Annotated in this window: 14 protein-coding genes, 1 tRNA gene and 1 pseudogene; 5 read left to right on the top strand and 11 right to left on the bottom strand. The window is 43.2% G+C overall.

What is annotated here, in order from left to right; genetic code table 11:
- Positions 1-8 precede the first annotated feature (8 nt).
- The 5 genes from ADP71_RS10730 to ADP71_RS10750 all read right to left on the bottom strand — a co-directional run bounded on the left by ADP71_RS10730 (position 9) and on the right by ADP71_RS10750 (position 5,024).
- The gene (locus tag ADP71_RS10730; protein ID WP_104932161.1) at positions 9-1,055 is read right to left on the bottom strand and encodes a glycosyltransferase; all 1,047 of its coding nucleotides are present in this window, start codon (positions 1,053-1,055) and stop codon (positions 9-11) included.
- Positions 1,048-2,241: a glycosyltransferase family 4 protein gene (locus tag ADP71_RS10735; protein ID WP_019957883.1), complete on the bottom strand. Its 1,194-nt coding sequence runs from the start codon at positions 2,239-2,241 to the stop codon at positions 1,048-1,050. Before ADP71_RS10735 ends, ADP71_RS10730 begins: the two co-directional genes overlap by 8 nt.
- A 15-nt stretch (positions 2,242-2,256) precedes the next feature.
- Positions 2,257-3,189, bottom strand: coding sequence for a hypothetical protein (locus tag ADP71_RS10740; protein ID WP_019957882.1), 933 nt, complete (start codon positions 3,187-3,189; stop codon positions 2,257-2,259).
- A 221-nt stretch (positions 3,190-3,410) separates the two neighbouring features.
- On the bottom strand, positions 3,411-4,334 hold the full coding sequence (locus ADP71_RS10745; protein ID WP_019957881.1) for a hypothetical protein: 924 nt from the start codon (positions 4,332-4,334) through the stop codon (positions 3,411-3,413).
- 165 nt (positions 4,335-4,499) lie between these two features.
- Positions 4,500-5,024, bottom strand: a complete 525-nt coding sequence (locus ADP71_RS10750) for an ankyrin repeat domain-containing protein (protein WP_104932162.1) — start codon at positions 5,022-5,024, stop codon at positions 4,500-4,502.
- A 545-nt stretch (positions 5,025-5,569) separates the two neighbouring features.
- Between ADP71_RS10750 and hisD the strand changes: the two genes are divergently transcribed.
- A complete protein-coding gene (gene hisD / locus ADP71_RS10755; RefSeq protein ID WP_104932163.1) occupies positions 5,570-6,868 on the top strand; it encodes a histidinol dehydrogenase in 1,299 nt (432 codons plus the stop codon).
- A gap of 70 nt (positions 6,869-6,938) precedes the next feature.
- Here the strand turns inward: hisD and ADP71_RS10760 are convergent, their stop codons facing one another.
- From ADP71_RS10760 to ADP71_RS10775, 4 genes are all read right to left on the bottom strand, one after another.
- Complete coding sequence (locus tag ADP71_RS10760) at positions 6,939-7,760, bottom strand: HNH endonuclease (protein WP_019957878.1); 822 nt, start codon at positions 7,758-7,760, stop codon at positions 6,939-6,941.
- Between the two features lie 5 nt (positions 7,761-7,765).
- A complete protein-coding gene (locus ADP71_RS10765) occupies positions 7,766-8,479 on the bottom strand; it encodes an OmpA family protein (protein WP_211206670.1) in 714 nt (237 codons plus the stop codon).
- A gap of 7 nt (positions 8,480-8,486) precedes the next feature.
- Positions 8,487-9,899: a hypothetical protein gene (locus ADP71_RS10770; RefSeq protein ID WP_155970415.1), complete on the bottom strand. Its 1,413-nt coding sequence runs from the start codon at positions 9,897-9,899 to the stop codon at positions 8,487-8,489.
- A gap of 213 nt (positions 9,900-10,112) precedes the next feature.
- The gene (locus tag ADP71_RS10775; protein WP_019957875.1) at positions 10,113-10,907 is read right to left on the bottom strand and encodes a thioesterase family protein; all 795 of its coding nucleotides are present in this window, start codon (positions 10,905-10,907) and stop codon (positions 10,113-10,115) included.
- Positions 10,908-11,092: 185 nt separating this feature from the next.
- On the opposite strand from ADP71_RS10775, the gene ADP71_RS10780 reads away from it, so the two are divergent.
- On the top strand, positions 11,093-12,379 hold the full coding sequence (locus tag ADP71_RS10780; RefSeq protein ID WP_104932164.1) for an NAD(P)/FAD-dependent oxidoreductase: 1,287 nt from the start codon (positions 11,093-11,095) through the stop codon (positions 12,377-12,379).
- 79 nt (positions 12,380-12,458) lie between these two features.
- Here ADP71_RS10780 and ADP71_RS10785 read toward each other — a convergent pair whose 3' ends face one another.
- Positions 12,459-13,451 carry an ABC transporter substrate-binding protein gene (locus ADP71_RS10785; protein WP_104932165.1) on the bottom strand — a complete coding sequence of 331 codons (993 nt, stop codon included), beginning with the start codon at positions 13,449-13,451 and terminating at the stop codon, positions 12,459-12,461.
- Positions 13,452-13,605: 154 nt separating this feature from the next.
- On the opposite strand from ADP71_RS10785, the gene ADP71_RS10790 reads away from it, so the two are divergent.
- On the top strand, positions 13,606-15,249 hold the full coding sequence (locus ADP71_RS10790; RefSeq protein ID WP_171461149.1) for an FAD-binding protein: 1,644 nt from the start codon (positions 13,606-13,608) through the stop codon (positions 15,247-15,249).
- Between the two features lie 129 nt (positions 15,250-15,378).
- A pseudogene (locus tag ADP71_RS10795) lies at positions 15,379-16,513 on the top strand (IS30 family transposase).
- Between the two features lie 90 nt (positions 16,514-16,603).
- Here the strand turns inward: ADP71_RS10795 and ADP71_RS10800 are convergent.
- Positions 16,604-16,679 (bottom strand) — tRNA-Arg (locus tag ADP71_RS10800).
- Positions 16,680-16,935: 256 nt separating this feature from the next.
- Here ADP71_RS10800 and ADP71_RS10805 point away from each other — a divergent pair.
- Positions 16,936-18,021 carry an anhydro-N-acetylmuramic acid kinase gene (locus tag ADP71_RS10805; RefSeq protein WP_019957870.1) on the top strand — a complete coding sequence of 362 codons (1,086 nt, stop codon included), beginning with the start codon at positions 16,936-16,938 and terminating at the stop codon, positions 18,019-18,021.
- The last annotated feature ends 8 nt before the right edge of the window (positions 18,022-18,029 follow it).

Genomic DNA, 18,029 nt, shown 5'->3' on the forward strand with positions numbered 1-18,029 from the left:
TTTTTCAATTAAGCCAATGTTTCAAACTTAGGCAAAACACTTTCTACGGCAAAACGCTCATAGTGTTTTAACTCAATCATGGGTTTGGTATTGACCACCTTGACAATGGCTTGCGCCAAAGCCGATTCATCTTGAACAGGAACCAAAAATTCTTGTAAATCGCCTGTCAAAATCTCAGCTGGTCCCGAAGGACAATCCACACTCACAATCGGTGTGTGACAAATCAAAGCTTCAATCAAAACGGTTGGTAAACCCTCTTGATCGGAACTGAGTAACAAAGCACAAGCGGCCTGAATATAAGGATAGGGATTGGCTTCAAATGGATGCAAAATCACTTGATTGCTTAAACCCAATTGTTTGATTTGCTGCTCAATTTCTGCTTGATGCGCACCTTGTCCCATCAAAACCAAAGGCATATTCACACCACTTTGTTGATAAGCTCGCAACAAACGGTCATGACGTTTACGCGGATTGAAACTGCCAACGTGTAATAAAAATGGTGGTGGAATTTGAGGCTGATAAGCTTGTGCCAAATGCTGGATTTTTTGCGTATCAAATGGGTTGTAAATCACCTCACAACGCAAAGGTCGAATGCCCAGCGCCTTAATATCGTCTGCAATCGCTTGTGCCACACAAATTAAACGTGCATTTTCATACAGCCGACACAAATCTTGTAACACGCGCGGCTTGCTGCCTGTAATCACACCATGAACCCAATGGTATAAATTAGGATGTGGGACAAATCGGCTCACATATTCTGCATTACAAGAAATCACCACATCGGCCTGAAAAACATCAATCACCGCATTGACTTGTTTGGCTTGCCAACGATTGACCCATGTATTGCGTCCCAAAGCTTTGGCAACTTTACCCAACACATTCAGATTTTGAACCGTCACATTGTCAGGCAATAAATGCTCTACCGTTCCACTTAAAGTCAAAACCAATACCGCATGACCACGACGCTGCAACAAAGACGCTGTTTCCAGCAAAACCTTTTCAGCACCGCCACCGCTTAAACTTTTGGCAATAAAAACAAAACGCTGCTTAATCATGGATTGCCTCTTTCACGCTGTCCATCACTTGCGCCACCAAAGTAGCAAATGGCTTGATGTCCCAAGCTGTTTTTAAGGCCGCTTGGCTCATGCTTTCATACAATACGGCATCTTGTTGCAGCAACTTAATTGCTTGCACCAATCCATCGACGCTGACTGATTTGGCGGCATCGATTTGGTCTTGCGCAGGTCGATAAGAAACAGTGGCATCAAAAGAAACAGGTTTGTGCATATATTGTGCATAAGTTTGCTCATCCCAAGTCGGTTCAATCACCAAACCATTCACACCATGTGTCACCACCTCCACCAAACCGTCACTTGCCGCACCAATCACAGGCAAACCATGGGCAAATGCTTCAATCGCCACCAAGCCATAGCTTTCCCAAATCGATGGACAAACAAACAAATCTATTTGCGCATAAAACCGCTTCATGTCTTGCACATAATCCAATAAGCGTACTTGTTCTTGTACGCCCCATTGTTCAATTAATTGCTGTAACACTTCTTTTTGTGGACCATTGCCAGCAATATCCAAACCCACTTCGATACCTTGCTGCTTCAAAGCAGCCACAGCTGCAATCAACACCATCAAATTTTTGCGTGATACCAAACGTCCTGCCGCACCCAAAATCAAACGACGCTGAGCAGGAAAAGCACGAGCCTCAGTTTGAACCGCAGGTTGTTCTAAAGCAGTATTGGTCACAATGGTAATCGGCTTGGTCACGCCATGATGCAATTGCAACATGCGCTTAGCCGCATGAGACACCGCCACACAATGATGGACAGAATCATAACAAGCACTTAATTGTGCCTGCGAAAAGACTTCCCAAGCACTACCATGTTCATAAAACACGACAGGCTGCTTGATACCGCCAACATCAACGATTTGGCTCCAATTAATGACAGCATCGGGCTGTAATTGCGCCACAATTTGATTGCGTCGCCATGTGCGCCAAGATTTAGGTAGACGTAAACTGCCCCAGTGTTTGCTGCTGTAAATACGGACATTGGGTAGATGTTGCAAAGAAGCTTGCAAAGTGGGATGTAACACACGATCAAAAACAATCAAACTGTGTTGGTATTGCGGCAAAGACAAGACAAAAGCCTCAGTCATACGCTCCACGCCACCAATCACACGCAAATCAACAATGTGTACCAAATGCAATGGATTTGAAGAAGAGGTCATAAAACGGGATTAAACTCACAAAGAAGGAATGTGATGACAAACAGTACGTGGAAAAATAGCATCATCCAAACCGCTGTCCAAACACAAATTATAACCTTCTATATTGTTTTGACGGTAAATATCCGCAGCCAATGCAAAAGAAGGATAAACGAATGTTTCAAACTCCAAATCCAATTTGGTATCAAGCCGAGTGGCGGCGGTTTCGTAAAAACGTGGCTGCTGGAAATTTTTCATGTCTACGCCAGCCAAATACACTTTTTGATAGCCCAAATAACAGGCAATTTGCAAAGCGATATACACCACCGTCCCACCACTAATATAACCACGCTTCAAATCCAAACTAAAACCCACGTCTAGTGTTTCATGCCAATGCAATGCGGCATCAACTTGCTGGCTCTGCAACCTCATTTGCGCGGCTGACATTTTGCAACCATATACAGGCAATTGCCTGTCTTCTAGCAAGACCAATTGTGCTTTAATATTTTCCAATGCCAATAAGCCCACTATCAAATGCATGCAAAAGACATTGGTAAATACCACCACATCAGGATTTTTTAAAACCTCTGCCACCATTTCAATGCGATTGAGCACAAAGCCTTGATCAACCACCACATAATAATTCAATGACTTATCTGCATATCTAGGCAAGGCATTCACCGCCCCATTGACTGCACACCAATGTACTTCATTCAATTCACTCAAATTCGTTTGATTGATAGATGGTCCGCTGGCCAAAATCAATAAATCTTTGCACACAGGATTTTTAAAACGATCGATATGAGCAATCGGCAACGGTTTTCCATGAATCGAAACTTCTTGCAAACTGCCATTTTCATGGCGTTTGATTTTGACATACGGCCAAATTTTTTCACTATGGCGGTAAGTACGAGCACGACTATAACGGTAAACTTGCTTAATCAAAGAGCGAAACGGGGAAGCGTGATTCATGAGGTCCAATCTCTTTTAAAACAATGACTCCAAACCATCATACAGTCCTTATTGGCATGACTCACCACAAAATGTTTCCTATGGTCCATCAGTGTTGGCAAACTTCACCAACATTCGATTTTAACCGCCCCAAAATCACTCCTACACAGAATGGTTTTTCAAAGCGGCGCGCTCACCAATCAGATGATTTGAGCAAAATCATCACGGAGTCACCTCCATCTTTAACGATCTAATGAAAAATCATCTTTCGAACCTTTCAGGCCGCTTTTCATTTTTTTCCAACTGCGAGATAGCCAAGATTTTGAAGAGCCTTCTTCTTGCTGTTGCCGCGTCACCCCATTACCCGTATAACCCACTTGCGAAGCCTTAGGAAATACGCCAAATGGACGCACTGCATAGTTTTCAGGACGATAACCCGCATCCACAGCTGCTTGGTAATATTCATCAAACAACGCGCTCAAATCTTGGCGAGGATGAGGCAAAATATCACCATCAAACCAATGTGACATACCAGCATCACGCAGTCGTGGCAAAGAATACGCATGGCTAAATTGCGTACCCATATCCGAATAATGCAAGATTTTGATTTGCTTAATATCCAAACCTTCGCCATCCACACAATTGTATGTATCTTGATAGTAATGAACCCATTGCGGATTTTTTTGCAAAACTTGCATCATTTTTTGATGCGCATCAGGGTCTTGCTTCATCTGCGCCAATGGCGGCAAATGATTTTTCGCCTCTTGGCAATCCCACACACAAGTACACAAACGCGCTACTTGTCCGCCGCCTTTACCCACCACCATCGTGCCTGCTGCCATTGGATGATTCCAAAGCTCAGCCAAATCACACAAGACCAATACATCTGCATCCATATAAATGGCACGACCTTTAAAACCGCAATACTCAGGAATTGCCCAACGAAATCCAGAAAATGGCGTTGCCCACTTTTCAGTATGCCAACCTTGTTGCTGTTTGGGATTGGAAAACCAAGCACTGTTTTCATCATGGCTCAACTGCATCCACACAATCTCAACATCGTGTTTTGTATGCTTGCGAATACTGTAATCGAGCACCATCATTTGCTCTAAATCACAATTATTCGGATCACACCCTACAAAAACCTTGATTGCTTCTTGTTCCATTTGATTTCCCATCTTATTGAAATCCCAAAAGATAAACGCCCAATATTTCCAGTCACATTACCAACAACACACCCACCATCTTATAGCCAATATTGGTAATAAAAAAGCACTCCACATTGATTTAGAGTGCTTTTTTGTCAAAATTTAATCATCCATCGACTTGCGTCAAATGTTTTTCTCGCCAGCCAAATACAATTCCAACCACGCCAAAGATTCCTCTGCATTCAAAATTTTCGCAGCGTCCATCGCATTGCGGCCTTCAGCATCGGCATGATGAATATTGGCACCATCGCTAAGCAAAACTTCCATCACATCGGTATGATTAGACATTGCCGCCAAGATGAATGGCGTACGACCAGATGCATCTTGTACATCAACCGCTGCGCCATGGTCTAATAATAATTTAGCCATTGTTGCCTGACCGTTTGCCGCTGCAATCATTAATGGGGTTTGACCCAAACCATTGGCAGCTTGGACATCAGCCCCTTTTTCCAATAACACACGCACCACATCTTCATGAGCAAGCTCACACGCCAGCGTCAACAAGCTCTGGCCATCGGTATGAATCAAATTTATTAAATCTACTTGCTGAATGCATTTTAATACGCCATCAGCATTACCATTGCGTACCGCCTCAAACATCTGATTAGCGTATTCTAATGGCACATTATCTAATTCTGGTATTGTCATTTTTCTCTCCACAATCGCATATTTTAAACCATCGAATCAGCTTGATAAATCAATATTTACAATGAAATCTTATACTTTACTCATAGCTAATTGCCTATAAAGTTTAAAAATTATACAAAACAAATAATGATGTTTGATTAAAATTTACAATAATTATTTTTATAACTTATGAATGAATATGAGTTCAATCTTAGCTAACACTAGATGTGGTATCAAAAAAATGCATAGTTTTAACATTAAGTATCACTTTGAAAAAAAAGTTGCACTGCAACAAAAACACCTTATAAAATGCTCCGACTTACAGCGGCTATCAACATCTTAGATATCTTCAATCATCTCTAAGCCATCCTCAATCTTCTGCCAAATATTCATCCTCATCCAAACCAATATCCGCAATGATTGTTCATTTCTATCAGTCCAACGACAAGTTTTCAAAATCATCATGGCAAAATTAACGGTATAATCAAACAAAATACAATGTTTATGCCGCTAAAACCGCTGTACATTGTGGCGCATGATTGGACTCTCATCATTTTGGACACACCATGAAACAACTGAATTCTGCTTCTGCTGATTTTTGGCAACAACTCAAAGATTTACAAGCTTTTGAAACGGCACAAGACCCTAAAGTCGACCAAATCGTGGCGGACATTTGTCATGATGTACAAACCCGTGGCGATGCGGCGGTGATTGAATACACCAACCGTTTTGATGGTATGAATGCGCAATCTATGGCGGATTTGACCTTGAGCCAAGCCGATTTACAGGCCGCTTTTGAGCGCTGCTCAAGCGACGTGCAAAACGCCTTGACCACTGCTGCCAAACGCATCGAGTCTTACCACCAACATCAAAAACAAGCTTCTTGGCAATATACCGATGAAGATGGCACGGTCTTGGGTCAGCAAATCACCGCCTTAGACCGCGTCGGCATTTATGTCCCTGGTGGCAAAGCTTCTTATCCAAGCTCGGTGATGATGAATGCCATGCCTGCTCACGTTGCTGGCGTCAAAGAAATCATCATGGTTGTGCCAACACCCAAAGGCGAGCGCAATGACATCGTGTTGGCTGCCGCTTATGTCGCAGGCGTGACGCAAATTTTCACTGTAGGCGGCGCTCAAGCGGTAGCAGCTTTGGCTTACGGCACTGAAACCATTCCACAAGTCGACAAAATCACAGGCCCAGGTAACGCTTTTGTCGCCGCTGCCAAACGCCGTGTATTCGGTATTGTCGGCATCGACATGGTCGCAGGTCCGAGCGAAATTTTAGTGATTGCCGACGGTTCAACGCCAGCTGACTGGGTGGCGATGGACTTGTTCAGCCAAGCCGAACACGACGAAATCGCTCAATCGATTTTGATTTCCACTTCGGCAACATATGCAGCACAAGTACAAGAAGCGATGAGCCGCTTGATTGAAACCATGCCGCGTCGTGACATCATCGAAGCGTCCTTAAACAACCGCGGCGCAATTGTACTCGTGAAAGATTTGGACGAAGCGTGCGAAGTGGCAAATTATTTGGCACCTGAACATTTGGAATTGTCGGTTGAAAATGCCGAACAATGGGCACCGAAAATCCGCCACGCAGGCGCGATTTTCATGGGTGCGTATACCAGCGAAAGCTTGGGCGACTATTGCGCAGGCCCCAACCACGTTTTGCCAACGAGCCGCACTGCCCGCTTTGCCTCTCCTTTGGGCGTGTACGACTTCCAAAAACGCTCTAGCCTCATTCAAGTGTCTCAAGCAGGCGCACAAAAATTGGGCAGCATCGCCAGCATCTTGGCACACGGCGAAGGCTTAACCGCGCATGCTCGCGCTGCCGAAATGCGCATGGAAACCGAAGCGTAAAGTTTTGGATTTTATATGTTTAAAGCGTCCTGTAAAGTTTACAGGCCGCTTTTTTAAATCGACATACCTATTAAGATTTTGCCAACATATGACCATGATAAGGTTGTTTTGCATGGCAATCATGGCACAACGCACGCAAATTTTTTGAAGAATTGTCATACTTCAAACCATTGACATGATGAACGTGCAATTGGCGCTTGTTGTGCCGAAAATCACCATCACACTCTTCACATTGCCAATTCATGCGCTCACGCACTTTCAACGAAATCTCTGCCCAGTTTTTATGATACACATTACTCGGTTGCGATTGCTCAGTATGCAGTTGCTCATACTCTTCTAATTTCAAGGTTTGTGGGTATTTTTCAAAAAATTCCACCAAACTGAATTCTGCCACAATTTGATTTTTCGCTGCCAACGTCATACCTCCATGATATCTTTTCCAGCTCAAAAGCCCCAAGCAATTGCGACACACATCCAATTCATGCTCATCTGAATTGACGGTTTGATTGTCTTTGACCACATTGATTTGCCGATTCATATGTTTTTCCATCGACACAATGTAGCGCTCAAAACGTGCATTTCTTTGCATTTCATCCAAAGTTTTACAATAGCCAATGTGAATTTTTGGCAAAGACAATTCACGTGAAGTATTGGCATTGATGTCACGAATGTTCAAAGTCACACGCACGTCTTTGTAAGACAAAGTACCGTCTTTGCCTTGTTTGATGAGTTTGGAGTCAATTTCCAAACCGCCATTACGCAATGCCACCCATTCTTGCTGTGTCAATCCCGCCACGTTCACAAAAGCATTGGTCGTTTCCAACAACGGTGCATTCATTTGCTCACGCAATTGATTGAATTCATCGTCCTGTAAAAAATCAAAAATATGCATAAACGCTATTTATCCCCAACCATTTCACGAATTTTGTCTTCGGTATTGGTCACTACACGAAATTCGACCCGTTGCGATTGCTTGGTGTCTTCTTGTTCATTTACCTGTAAATCTAAGCCTTTTGAATTGAGTAATTGCGAAGAAGAAAAACCAATAGCGCGGAATTTTTGTTTGAGCCATTGCCGTTCTTCTAGATTCAAACTAGGATGTGTGAGCAGATAAATCAAAGTTTCTTGCGCTCGTCCTTGAGACAAATTCATATTTTTAATGTATGCCTCATCTTCTGACATTCCCTCTACCCACAAAGACGAAGTATGTCCCTCAATACGAATCTCTTTGATTTTATCTCGATACTCTTCTTGCATTAAAATATGCAAATATTGCGGAAAAAACTCATCCAATGCACGCTGAAATTCAGGACGTAACTGCTGTGAGCCAGTAGCAAATTGAATATCTTGATGATTGAATCGCACCGTCAAATCAGGGTTTAACACCGCTCCCCATTTATTCAACTTATCTTTAAATTGCTCATGCATTTGCGCATGCATTTGCTGTTGGTCGGCTTTAAAAATACGAGGAATATCAACTGAATCCTGCACTTTAATCATATACACCACACTAATGAGTAAAAATAACATCATCAGCGCTGTCATCAAATCGCTCAAACTGATCCAGTGTTCTGCATCTGCGCTATCTTGATTTTGGTTATGCTTGAGCATCAACATATCACGCTCTCACATTCATTCTGACAATTTCTTTCAAATTATTCGTAATCGGACCGTAATCATTGGTAAATTGTGCTGACAACGATGCCAATTGGCGTGCCAAGCCTTGCAAAGAGGTATTGAGCGCATTTTCATGTTGTTTTTGCATCATGCTCATTTGCTCCAGCAAATGGGTTTGGGCACTGCTGAATTCTTGGTTAATTTTTTGCTGTAATTGCTCCACTTCTCTACTGGTGCGCTGCGCAAAATCACCTTGTTTTTGCGTCATTTGCGTGAAATATTGTACGCTACTGTTAGTCAAATCTAATATTTGCTGCTGATGTTCTTGGTGCATAGATTTGATATTATCAAATGAGTCTTGTAAATGCTGACGCAACTGTTCCACATCGTATGCTTTAGTCTGCATTTCTTGATAGAACGTGTTCAAGTGCCGCTCAATCGCCTCTTGGCGTTGTGCCAATGTACCCAATGCACCATCCAAAGCATCTGCCACTTTGGAAAAGCTCTGTGCTCGATGCGCAAAATGATTAAATTGATCTTTAGTGGTTTCCACATAGCCGACCATTTGTTCATAAGCCTCAGTTTGATGCTCAACATGCTGGGCATAATTTTCTTGCCAATTGGTCAACTTAAAGACTGCCTGATTCAACTCTCGGAAATTCTCACCCAATTGAGTTGCCAATTGCTCATTGAAATCTTTGATGGCTTGCTCCAAAGCTTGAATAAACAATTGTGCATTTTGCTCAGCTTGCTGTTTGGCAAACTCATCAAACGACAAACGCAACTTTGCCATTTCCTGATTCAAGAATGTGGTATGTGATTGGTTTTGAGAAACTTCCAAACGCTCTAAAGTTGGTAATATCTGTCCTTGCATGTGTTGCTTTAGAATACGCAATTCTTCCACTACCAAAGCTGTATGGGATTTGTTTTGTGAATCCTCTAAACGCTGCAAAATCGGTAAAATTTGTCCAAGTGTATCTTGTAAATTATTTTTGGCATTTGCAGAAAAACTCGCACCCAACTGACCTAATCCATCAACCAAATGCTGGTTATTTTGCTCCAAAGTCTTATTCATCACTATGAATAAATCATGATTTTGTTTTTGTAATTTGGCACTAGCAGAATGCTCTAACAAATATCTTTGCGTGGCTTCATCTTCTTTAGTCATTTTTTTAGGTAGATATTGCTTGAATACAGCATTGCTAATTCTCATTAGCAATGCTGCAACAACGCCCGCAAATGAACCCCAAAACACTGTTTTAATACCATCAATCAACGTACTTAAACTGGTGCTAGGATCATTAATATCAAAATCCTTCAAACCACTGGCAATGCCATAAAATGTGAACGCAATCCCTAAAGTAATTAAAAAGCTTGGTGCTTCTTTGAAAATTTTTTGAGTCTTGAAAGTCAAGATGACAAATATAAGACTGACCAGGGTAATTACCACAATAGCCACTAGATGATAAGACATACCACACTCTGCAATCATTTATTTAAAATAAAACGAGGCATATTATGAATGAAAGATATATTTATTCCAAATAATTAAATTATCAATTCAATATAAATATTCTAAAAGGCGTCCTGTAAGTTTTACAGGACGCCTTTTATTGATATCTTCCAATCACATTTGGCGCAAAGTCAGAATCTGTTCGCTGCGGCCGAAGACACCTAACTCATCGTGCAAAACCGAGCTCGTTAAGCCAATACCATCGCTGCCATATTGCTGTACCGTATCCAAACCCAGCCATTTGCCTTGTGGCAGACGCAGCAAATCAATGTTCAAATCCAAATTCGGAAATGCCCATTCATGCGGTTGGGCGCGAGTGACGATGCCATTGGCGGTATCGACCATGCCCATCAAACGCACCCAATCAGGCGTGGTTTGTCCTTCAATCATATCCAAATCATTGCTCAGCCATACAATACCTGCCCCAGCACGGCGTTCACTATCGGCTTTAAAACGCAAACTCTGAATAAAACCACCGCCCCAAACATTCATGCCATCCCAATCAGGCAAGGCATCAAAATTCACTATACCACGGTCTTCTGTACCCGCAATCGCACTCGTATCACTCGTTTGCATTCGCCACGCACGCGCCACGATGCACGCTCTGCCACCAACAGCCATGGTCGCTTCCAACAATTCAATTGTGCGCCCTGCCCGAATCACTTGAGTGGTAATGCTAAATGGCTTCAGCGGAATCATGCCCCAAATATCCAAATTGACTTTTCCAATGCGCACATCGCTGCGTGGCTGAAACTGCTCCAACTCGGCACAAATAATCCCTGTAGCCGCCGCCATGTGTTGCTCATGCTCGTTCCAAGCACCTTGAGCGGCCTGTAAAGGTTGGTATTGGGCAACGACTTGACCATGGTCATGGTGTTCACGATGAATCAATTGATAATAAGCTGTCATTTTCTTCCTTTGTAGTATGGATTTGATTTGGCTTGATTTTATTTTGATGCCAATCATCTAAATATTAACATCAAATAAATTTATGTTTTAGTCATTTTTAAATTTCAAATCAATATTTGTTGTGCATAAACAAGCCTTATCGCTACACTGATATTGGAATCAAACAGCCAATTTAAGGATATGTCATGTTTCAATCTGCACAGCAACACATCAATTCTTATTATGCTCAGAGCCAAAATTGGACTACTTTTCCACCATTACAGGACGCTTTAGAATGTGATGTTTTGATTGTGGGCGCAGGCTTCAGTGGTTTGCATACGGCATTAAAACTAATAGAAAACGGGCACACCGATGTGGCCATCATTGAAGCGAGCCGCATTGCTTGGGCAGCTTCAGGACGCAATGGTGGACAAGCGATTTTAGGCTGGTCTTGCGATATGGAACCGCTGGAACATGATTTGGGCTATGGCGATGCTTTGGCGTTGTGGCAAGACATGGAATGGGCGGGACAAGAAATTCGAGATTTGCCATTGCGACATGGTTTTGAAGTGGATTATCAAGTGGGACATTTGTGGTGTGCAGTCAAACCTTCACGTGTGGATAGTTTGAAAAAGTGGCAAGAAGACGCAGCCAACAAATGGCATTATGAAGGTTTGCAATTCATTGCCAAACAAGATTTGCCCCAATACATTGCGTCCAATCGCTATCAAGCGGGTTTGCTAGATAACAACGGTGGGCACTTACACCCAATGAAATTGTGTTATGGCATAGCCGATACTTTGCAACGCCATCATGTTCCGATTTTTGAACAAACACCTGCTTTGAATTACCAACGCCAAAAAAACGGTTTTTTGGTCAATACGCCCCAAGGTCAAATTCGTTGCCAACGTTTGGTTTTAGCATGCAATGCGTATATTGATGATTTGGATGCGACCTTGAAAAAACGCATTTTGCCTGTCGGCTGTTTGCAAGTGGCGACTGAAGTTTTGGATGAAGCTTTGTGGCAATCTTTATTGCCAACCAATGTTTGCGTTACCGACAACCAATTTATTTTGGATTATTTTCGCTTGAGCGCAGACAAACGTTTGTTGTTTGGCGGTGGTTGTACGTATATGGGTGGCTTGCCTAAAGACATTGCCGCATTCATGCAACCGATGATGACACGGGTTTTTCCACAATTGAAACACGTTAAAATAGATTATGCATGGGGCGGACATTTGGATTGTACGGTGCGGCGTACGCCTGATGTGGGTCAACACAACGATGTCTATTGGCTACAAGGCTTTTCAGGACACGGTATTTTGCCCACGCTAGCGGCGGCTCGCGCGGTTTCGGAAGCGATTTTAGGCAATACCACTCGCCTCCAACGCTACCAAGAATTGCACAATCCCAATTTCATTGGCAATGACCGTTTTGCCGCACCTTTAGAAGCTTTGGGCAAAATGTATTACCGTTTGCGTGATTGCATTTGACCACCCCCAACATTTTCAAAATATCTCAATTCAAGCGTCCTGTAACCTTACAGGACGCTTGAATACAACATACCAAAACTCAATTGGTATTGATCAACCATTTGTCCACATTCACATCTTTTTGGACAATTTTTTGCTGCAACAAAAAGCTTTTGGTGCCTGCTAGCAAAGCCATGCCTTTTTCAGGGAAAGTGTCTTCCAAATAAGTGCTCATCGGAAAAGATGCCCGAATGATGGGTTCTTTGTAATCGGTGTATTTCAAATAATATTGATAATACGCATCCGGTTGCGCTTGCAACTCTTTGACCGCTTGGCGACGCACTGAATCGAAGGTTTTGAAAAATTGTGGATTTCTGCTTAAAAATTCATCCGTCACCACAATCACACTGTTGTCCTCTAAACCATGTTTGCTCGCCAAATCAACGGTGTTGTAATTCAACGCTTGCAATTGCGGTCCCAATTGAATTGGCGCGGCAAAAGCATCGATGTCACCGCGACTTAACGCCGATTGTGCATCGCGGGGCAACAAATAGTTGAGCGTCACATTTTTAAGCAAGCCTTGTGAAATCAAACCACTGACGTAGCGGTGCATGTAAGAACCATTAGGCACACCGACATTTTTACCTTCCAAATCCGCCAAGGTTTCAATGCCTTCGCGTCCCATCAGCCACACATCGTGCCCTACTGCATTGAAACCAATCAAGGTACTGCCACCACGATTGGCTTGGGCGGTCAAAGCAGGCGTGTCACCAAAAATGCCCACATCCAATTTATTGCTCAACAAAGCCTCACTCAAATCTGGTCCATTGGCAAACACATACTCTTTCACACTACCAAAACCAATCGGTGCCACCGCTTTTTGCAAAGACCCTTGGTGCAATGCCCAACCAACAGCACCACCTGCGGTTTTACTAGGACCGATGTAACCGATGCGCAACTCTTCATTGGCAATGGCTTGGCTTTGCTTGGCATCCACAGCCGCTTTTTGTGGTTGGCACGCTGCCAAAGCCAACACACCCATTACCAAACCCAGCCATTGCTGCCATTTTTGTTTGTTTTGCCATTGCCTCATTTTATTTTTCCATCATCTTATATAACCAATACATATTAAAAATAAAAATTTAAAAACAAAAAGATATTTTGCTTCTATTTATATTCTAAAAAATTATTTGAAAAGTATATTTTATACAAAATAGAATATATAAATTCCAATCAAGGGGACCAAAATGGCATTTGCCTTCCAAGCAATAAAAGCAAGAGAACAAAAAGTCGATCATCGCATTCAAGCCGATGTTTTGGTTATTGGTGGCAGCATTGCAGGCTGTTGGGCAGCAATGGTGGCCAGACAAAATGGCGCTGAGCGTGTGGTGGTGTGTGACAAATCACGAGTCGGTGTTGCAGGTGTGGTGGCGCAAGCCAGTGGCAGCGCAGCTTATTTGATTCCAGGGGCGGATGAATACAATGAAAAGTTGGTTCACTCACGCCACCTCGCTGCCGAAGGCATGGACAACTTGGATTTTGTCCGATACGTTTTTGGTGAAAGCTACAAAATTGCACTGGAACTACAAAAATTGGGTTTTGTCTCCCCCGTCAATCGGCCTGACATCAATGGTGTACGCAGTAACTTATTGGCATTTGATGAGCACGAAGCGCTTGGTTTTTTTCGCCAACTATTGTTGAGTGCTGGCGTGACCATTTTGGATGAAAGTCCAGCTTTGGAATTGTTGCGGCACCAAGACGGCAACATTGTCGGTGCCAATGGCGTGCACAAAACAACTGAAAAAACATGGTCGGTTTTAGCAGGCGCAGTGATTTTGGCAACGGGCGGCAATGCCTTTCGCTCAGGAGCCATGGGCACACACGACACCACAGGTGATGGCCATTTGTTTGCAGCGGAAGCTGGGGCGCAATTTTCAGGCATGGAATTCAGCGGTCACTATGGCATTTCACCATTAGGCAGCGCCACCACCAAAGGCTTTTGGCTTTCAAGTGCTTCATTTTACGATGCCAATGGACAAGAATTGCAAGGCAATGGCTGGGAATCAGTCCACACCATAGGCCAAGCCATTTTGGACACTGGCGGTGCGTTTGCATCGATGAACAAAGCCAATGAAGGTTTGAAAATTTATGCCAAAAATGTCCCCAGCATTTACCACCATTTCCAAAACTTGGGCATTGACCCATACACCGAAAAATTTCCCATTGAATTGCGTTACGAAGGCTTGGTAAGGTCAGTCGGTGGTATTGTCGTGGATGAGCACGCTCAAACAGGCATACCCGGTTTGTATGCCGTTGGCGATGTCACGGAACGCTCCAAAATGACAGGCGCCGCCATGAGTGGCGCAGGTCCTGCCATTGCATGGTGTTTGGTTTCGGCCAAAAAAGCAGGCAAACATGCCGCCACTTGGGCCCAAACCCACACGCCTGAGCACCATGACAATATTGAAGGATTGGGTAAAACAGGTTTGCGACCAGAACATGCTATCAGCGTTTCAGGACAGGAAGTGATTGCTGAAGTACAAAAACATATTTTACCGATTGAACGCAATGTGTTTCGCACCACAGCTCAAGTGAACACATCACAGCAACAATTGGATGCCTTGTGGCAAGAGCAAGGTGGTTATTTGGGTGGACGCAACGCATCTGAATGGGTCAGCGCGCGTGAAAGTGCGGTTTTGCTTTTGGATGCTCACATGGTCTTTTTAGCCGCTTCACAACGCTTGGAAACGCGTGGTTTGCACCGACTAAAAGAGTACCCTAATTCAGACACACAACAAAATCACCACATAGTACTGCAAGGTTTGCATCAATTAAAATGGCACAAAACCCATACTTTGGACCATTTGCCAGCCAATTTGGTCATCGCCTGAAAATGTTGCTCTCACAAAAAAAGCGCCGACCTTGTCAAAGGATTGGCGCTTGCGGATTCAACCGGTCAGCGCAACACCAATCCTACTTTTTATGTTAAAAGGATTGTTATGGTTTCCATACATGGAGCAATGACTGATGAACGTAAGAAACGAATCTGGTTTCTATGGAAGCAGGGAAAGCCTATGGCCTTCATTGCCAAAGACATTATGAAACCACCTGCGACCGTTTACTCATTTCTAGAATACCATGGTGGTATTGAACCTGATATTCGACGCCGAAAAGCGACCGATTTAACCTTGCAAGAGCGCGAATGCATTTCTCGAGCATTGGTAGCAGGACTGAGTTTAAGAGCCATAAGTCGCCAATTAAATCGATCGCCATCGACCATTTCGCGTGAGGTTTCACGTAATGGAGGTGCTCATAAATACAGGGCTTATTTAGCAGAGCAATTGGCTTTAAAGAAAGCAAAAAGGCCAAAATCTTTTATTTTATAAAGCAATTCATTATTAAAACAGATGGTTATTGATAAACTGTCATGTTGTTGGTCTCCCGAACAAATAGCAGGCTGGCTGAAATTCATACAGTTTCCTCATAATCCATCGATGCATGTTTCTTATGAAACCATATACAAATCACTGTATCTGCTGAAAAAAAAACATTCTGCCTCCAAAGCTAAAAAGACATCTTCGCAGAAAAAGAATGTTTCGCCACGCCCGCAATCATCACAACTCTGGTAAGCAGCAGATTCCAAATTTAAAGTCAATTTGGGACCGCCCTAAAGAGATTAAAGACAGACAGTATGTTGGTCATTGGGAAGGAGATATGATTATTGGCACATTAGCTTCAGCAATAGTGACTTTGGTAGAACGCAAATCTCGTTATACATTGCTAGGTAAAACGGCTGATAAAAAATCCATATCTGTTATAAAGGCTGTCATTGACCAATTAGCTGGATTACCTTCATCCATCAGGCAAACACTGACTTGGGATAGAGGTCATGAAATGTCTAAACACCATCTTTTAACTGCTCAATGCAATATGTCTGTTTATTTCTGTGATGCTAGCAGTCCTTGGCAAAAAGGCACAAATGAAAATACAAATGGGCTTTTAAGACAATATTTACCCAAAGGTAAAAATCTTGGTCTTTATTCACAAGAACAATTAGATAAAATTGCTTTGCAACTTAATACTAGGCCGAGAAAAATCTTGGGCTTTAAAACACCTCTTGAGGTCTTTCAAACAGGTGTTGCGCTGACCGGTTGAATCCGCACTTGTCTTTTTTAGTTTTCCATCATTTGTGGCAAATCAAATGCCAAAATTGGCATCGCTTCAAAGCAATGCTTGAACATTCATTGGCGCACCCAACAGGGATCGAACCTGTGGCCTCCAGCTTCGGAAACTGACGCTCTTCCAACTGAGCTATGGGTGCATAAAAAGGAGGCTTATCCTACCTGAAATTTTGGCTTTTAGCAAAGTTTTCAGGACGCTTAATCTTCAAAAATTCTTGATTTTCTCCCCTTGCCCAACATCAGTTTGGCATTTCAATAGTTGACGGCGAAAAAAGCCTGATACAAGTCAGGCAATATGGCAGCAACACCGCATCAATCGGCGCAATCAGAGCATTTTGTAGTATGATAAACAGGCTTTTGTAACATATTTTTGATTGAGCTTGTAAAGAAGAATCCATGACTTATTATATTGGTTTGATGTCTGGCACCAGCTTGGATGGCGTTGATGCGGTTTTAATTGGCATGCAAGGCGCAACATGGCAAGGTGCGTTGGCACACAGTTATGTGCCTTATCCTGAATCTATCAAAACCCAAGTTTTGGCTTTGCAACAACAAGGCGCTAACGAATTGCATCAAACCGCCATTTTGGCGCAACAATTAAGCAAATTGTATGCACAAGCGGTCGCTCAATTATTACAAGCAGAACATTTAAACGCGGGTGACATTGCCGCTATTGGTTGTCACGGTCAAACCATACGCCATGTGCCTGAACAAGCTTACAGTTTGCAAATTGCCGATTGGTCTTTGCTCGCTGAATTGACAGGCATTGATGTGGTCGGTGATTTTCGCAGCCGTGATTTGGCCGCAGGCGGTCAAGGAGCTCCATTGGTGCCCGCTTTTCATGCTGCTTTGTTTGGCAACACGCCACACACGCGTGTATTGGCCAATATCGGTGGCATTGCCAACATCAGCGTGTTGCGTCCTGAACAAGCACCACTGGGTTTTGATACAGGTCCGGGAAACATGTTAATGGATGCTTGGGTGCAACGCCATTTTGGCATCGCTTACGATGACAACAGCAACCATGCCCAACAAGGTGAGGTTTTGCCTGAATTGTTACAAACTTGGTTAGCGCATCCTTATTTTCACACGCCTTATCCCAAATCAACAGGACGTGATTTATTCGATTTGGCATGGTTAGAAACTTATTTAAGCGGCAATGAGCGTCCTGTAAATGTTTTGCGCACTTTGCTTGAACTGACAGCGGTCAGCTTGAGTCAAGACATTGCACTATTCAATCCGCATGAAGTATATGTCTGCGGCGGTGGTGTTTACAATCCTTTGCTAATGCAACGCTTACGAGCATTATTACCCCAAGCTTCATGGCATAGTACCGAAGCTTTGAATTTACATCCACAATGGATGGAAGCTGCAGCATTTGCTTGGTTGGCGGCTCGTCGTCTTCTAGGTTTACCAAGCAATGCCGCTACCGTCACAGGAGCAAAAGGACCTCGCTGTTTGGGCGCGGTTTATTTGGCTTGATTTTAAAA

This window comes from Vitreoscilla sp. C1 (genome assembly GCF_002951955.2).
Classification (GTDB): domain Bacteria; phylum Pseudomonadota; class Gammaproteobacteria; order Burkholderiales; family Neisseriaceae; genus Vitreoscilla; species Vitreoscilla stercoraria.

Bases quoted from the DNA above. Each gene is read 5' to 3' on its own strand.
- ADP71_RS10735 (WP_019957883.1), bottom strand. From the start codon at position 2,241: ATGACCTCTTCTTCAAATCCATTGCATTTGGTACACATTGTTGATTTG.
- ADP71_RS10740 (WP_019957882.1), bottom strand. From the start codon at position 3,189: ATGAATCACGCTTCCCCGTTTCGCTCTTTGATTAAGCAAGTTTACCGT.
- ADP71_RS10765 (WP_211206670.1), bottom strand. From the start codon at position 8,479: ATGCTCAAGCATAACCAAAATCAAGATAGCGCAGATGCAGAACACTGG.
- ADP71_RS10730 (WP_104932161.1), bottom strand. From the start codon at position 1,055: ATGATTAAGCAGCGTTTTGTTTTTATTGCCAAAAGTTTAAGCGGTGGC.
- ADP71_RS10750 (WP_104932162.1), bottom strand. From the start codon at position 5,024: ATGACAATACCAGAATTAGATAATGTGCCATTAGAATACGCTAATCAG.
- ADP71_RS10785 (WP_104932165.1), bottom strand. From the start codon at position 13,451: ATGAGGCAATGGCAAAACAAACAAAAATGGCAGCAATGGCTGGGTTTG.
- ADP71_RS10790 (WP_171461149.1), top strand. From the start codon at position 13,606: ATGGCATTTGCCTTCCAAGCAATAAAAGCAAGAGAACAAAAAGTCGAT.
- ADP71_RS10745 (WP_019957881.1), bottom strand. From the start codon at position 4,334: ATGGAACAAGAAGCAATCAAGGTTTTTGTAGGGTGTGATCCGAATAAT.
- ADP71_RS10805 (WP_019957870.1), top strand. From the start codon at position 16,936: ATGACTTATTATATTGGTTTGATGTCTGGCACCAGCTTGGATGGCGTT.
- hisD (WP_104932163.1), top strand. From the start codon at position 5,570: ATGAAACAACTGAATTCTGCTTCTGCTGATTTTTGGCAACAACTCAAA.
- ADP71_RS10775 (WP_019957875.1), bottom strand. From the start codon at position 10,907: ATGACAGCTTATTATCAATTGATTCATCGTGAACACCATGACCATGGT.
- ADP71_RS10760 (WP_019957878.1), bottom strand. From the start codon at position 7,760: ATGCATATTTTTGATTTTTTACAGGACGATGAATTCAATCAATTGCGT.
- ADP71_RS10780 (WP_104932164.1), top strand. From the start codon at position 11,093: ATGTTTCAATCTGCACAGCAACACATCAATTCTTATTATGCTCAGAGC.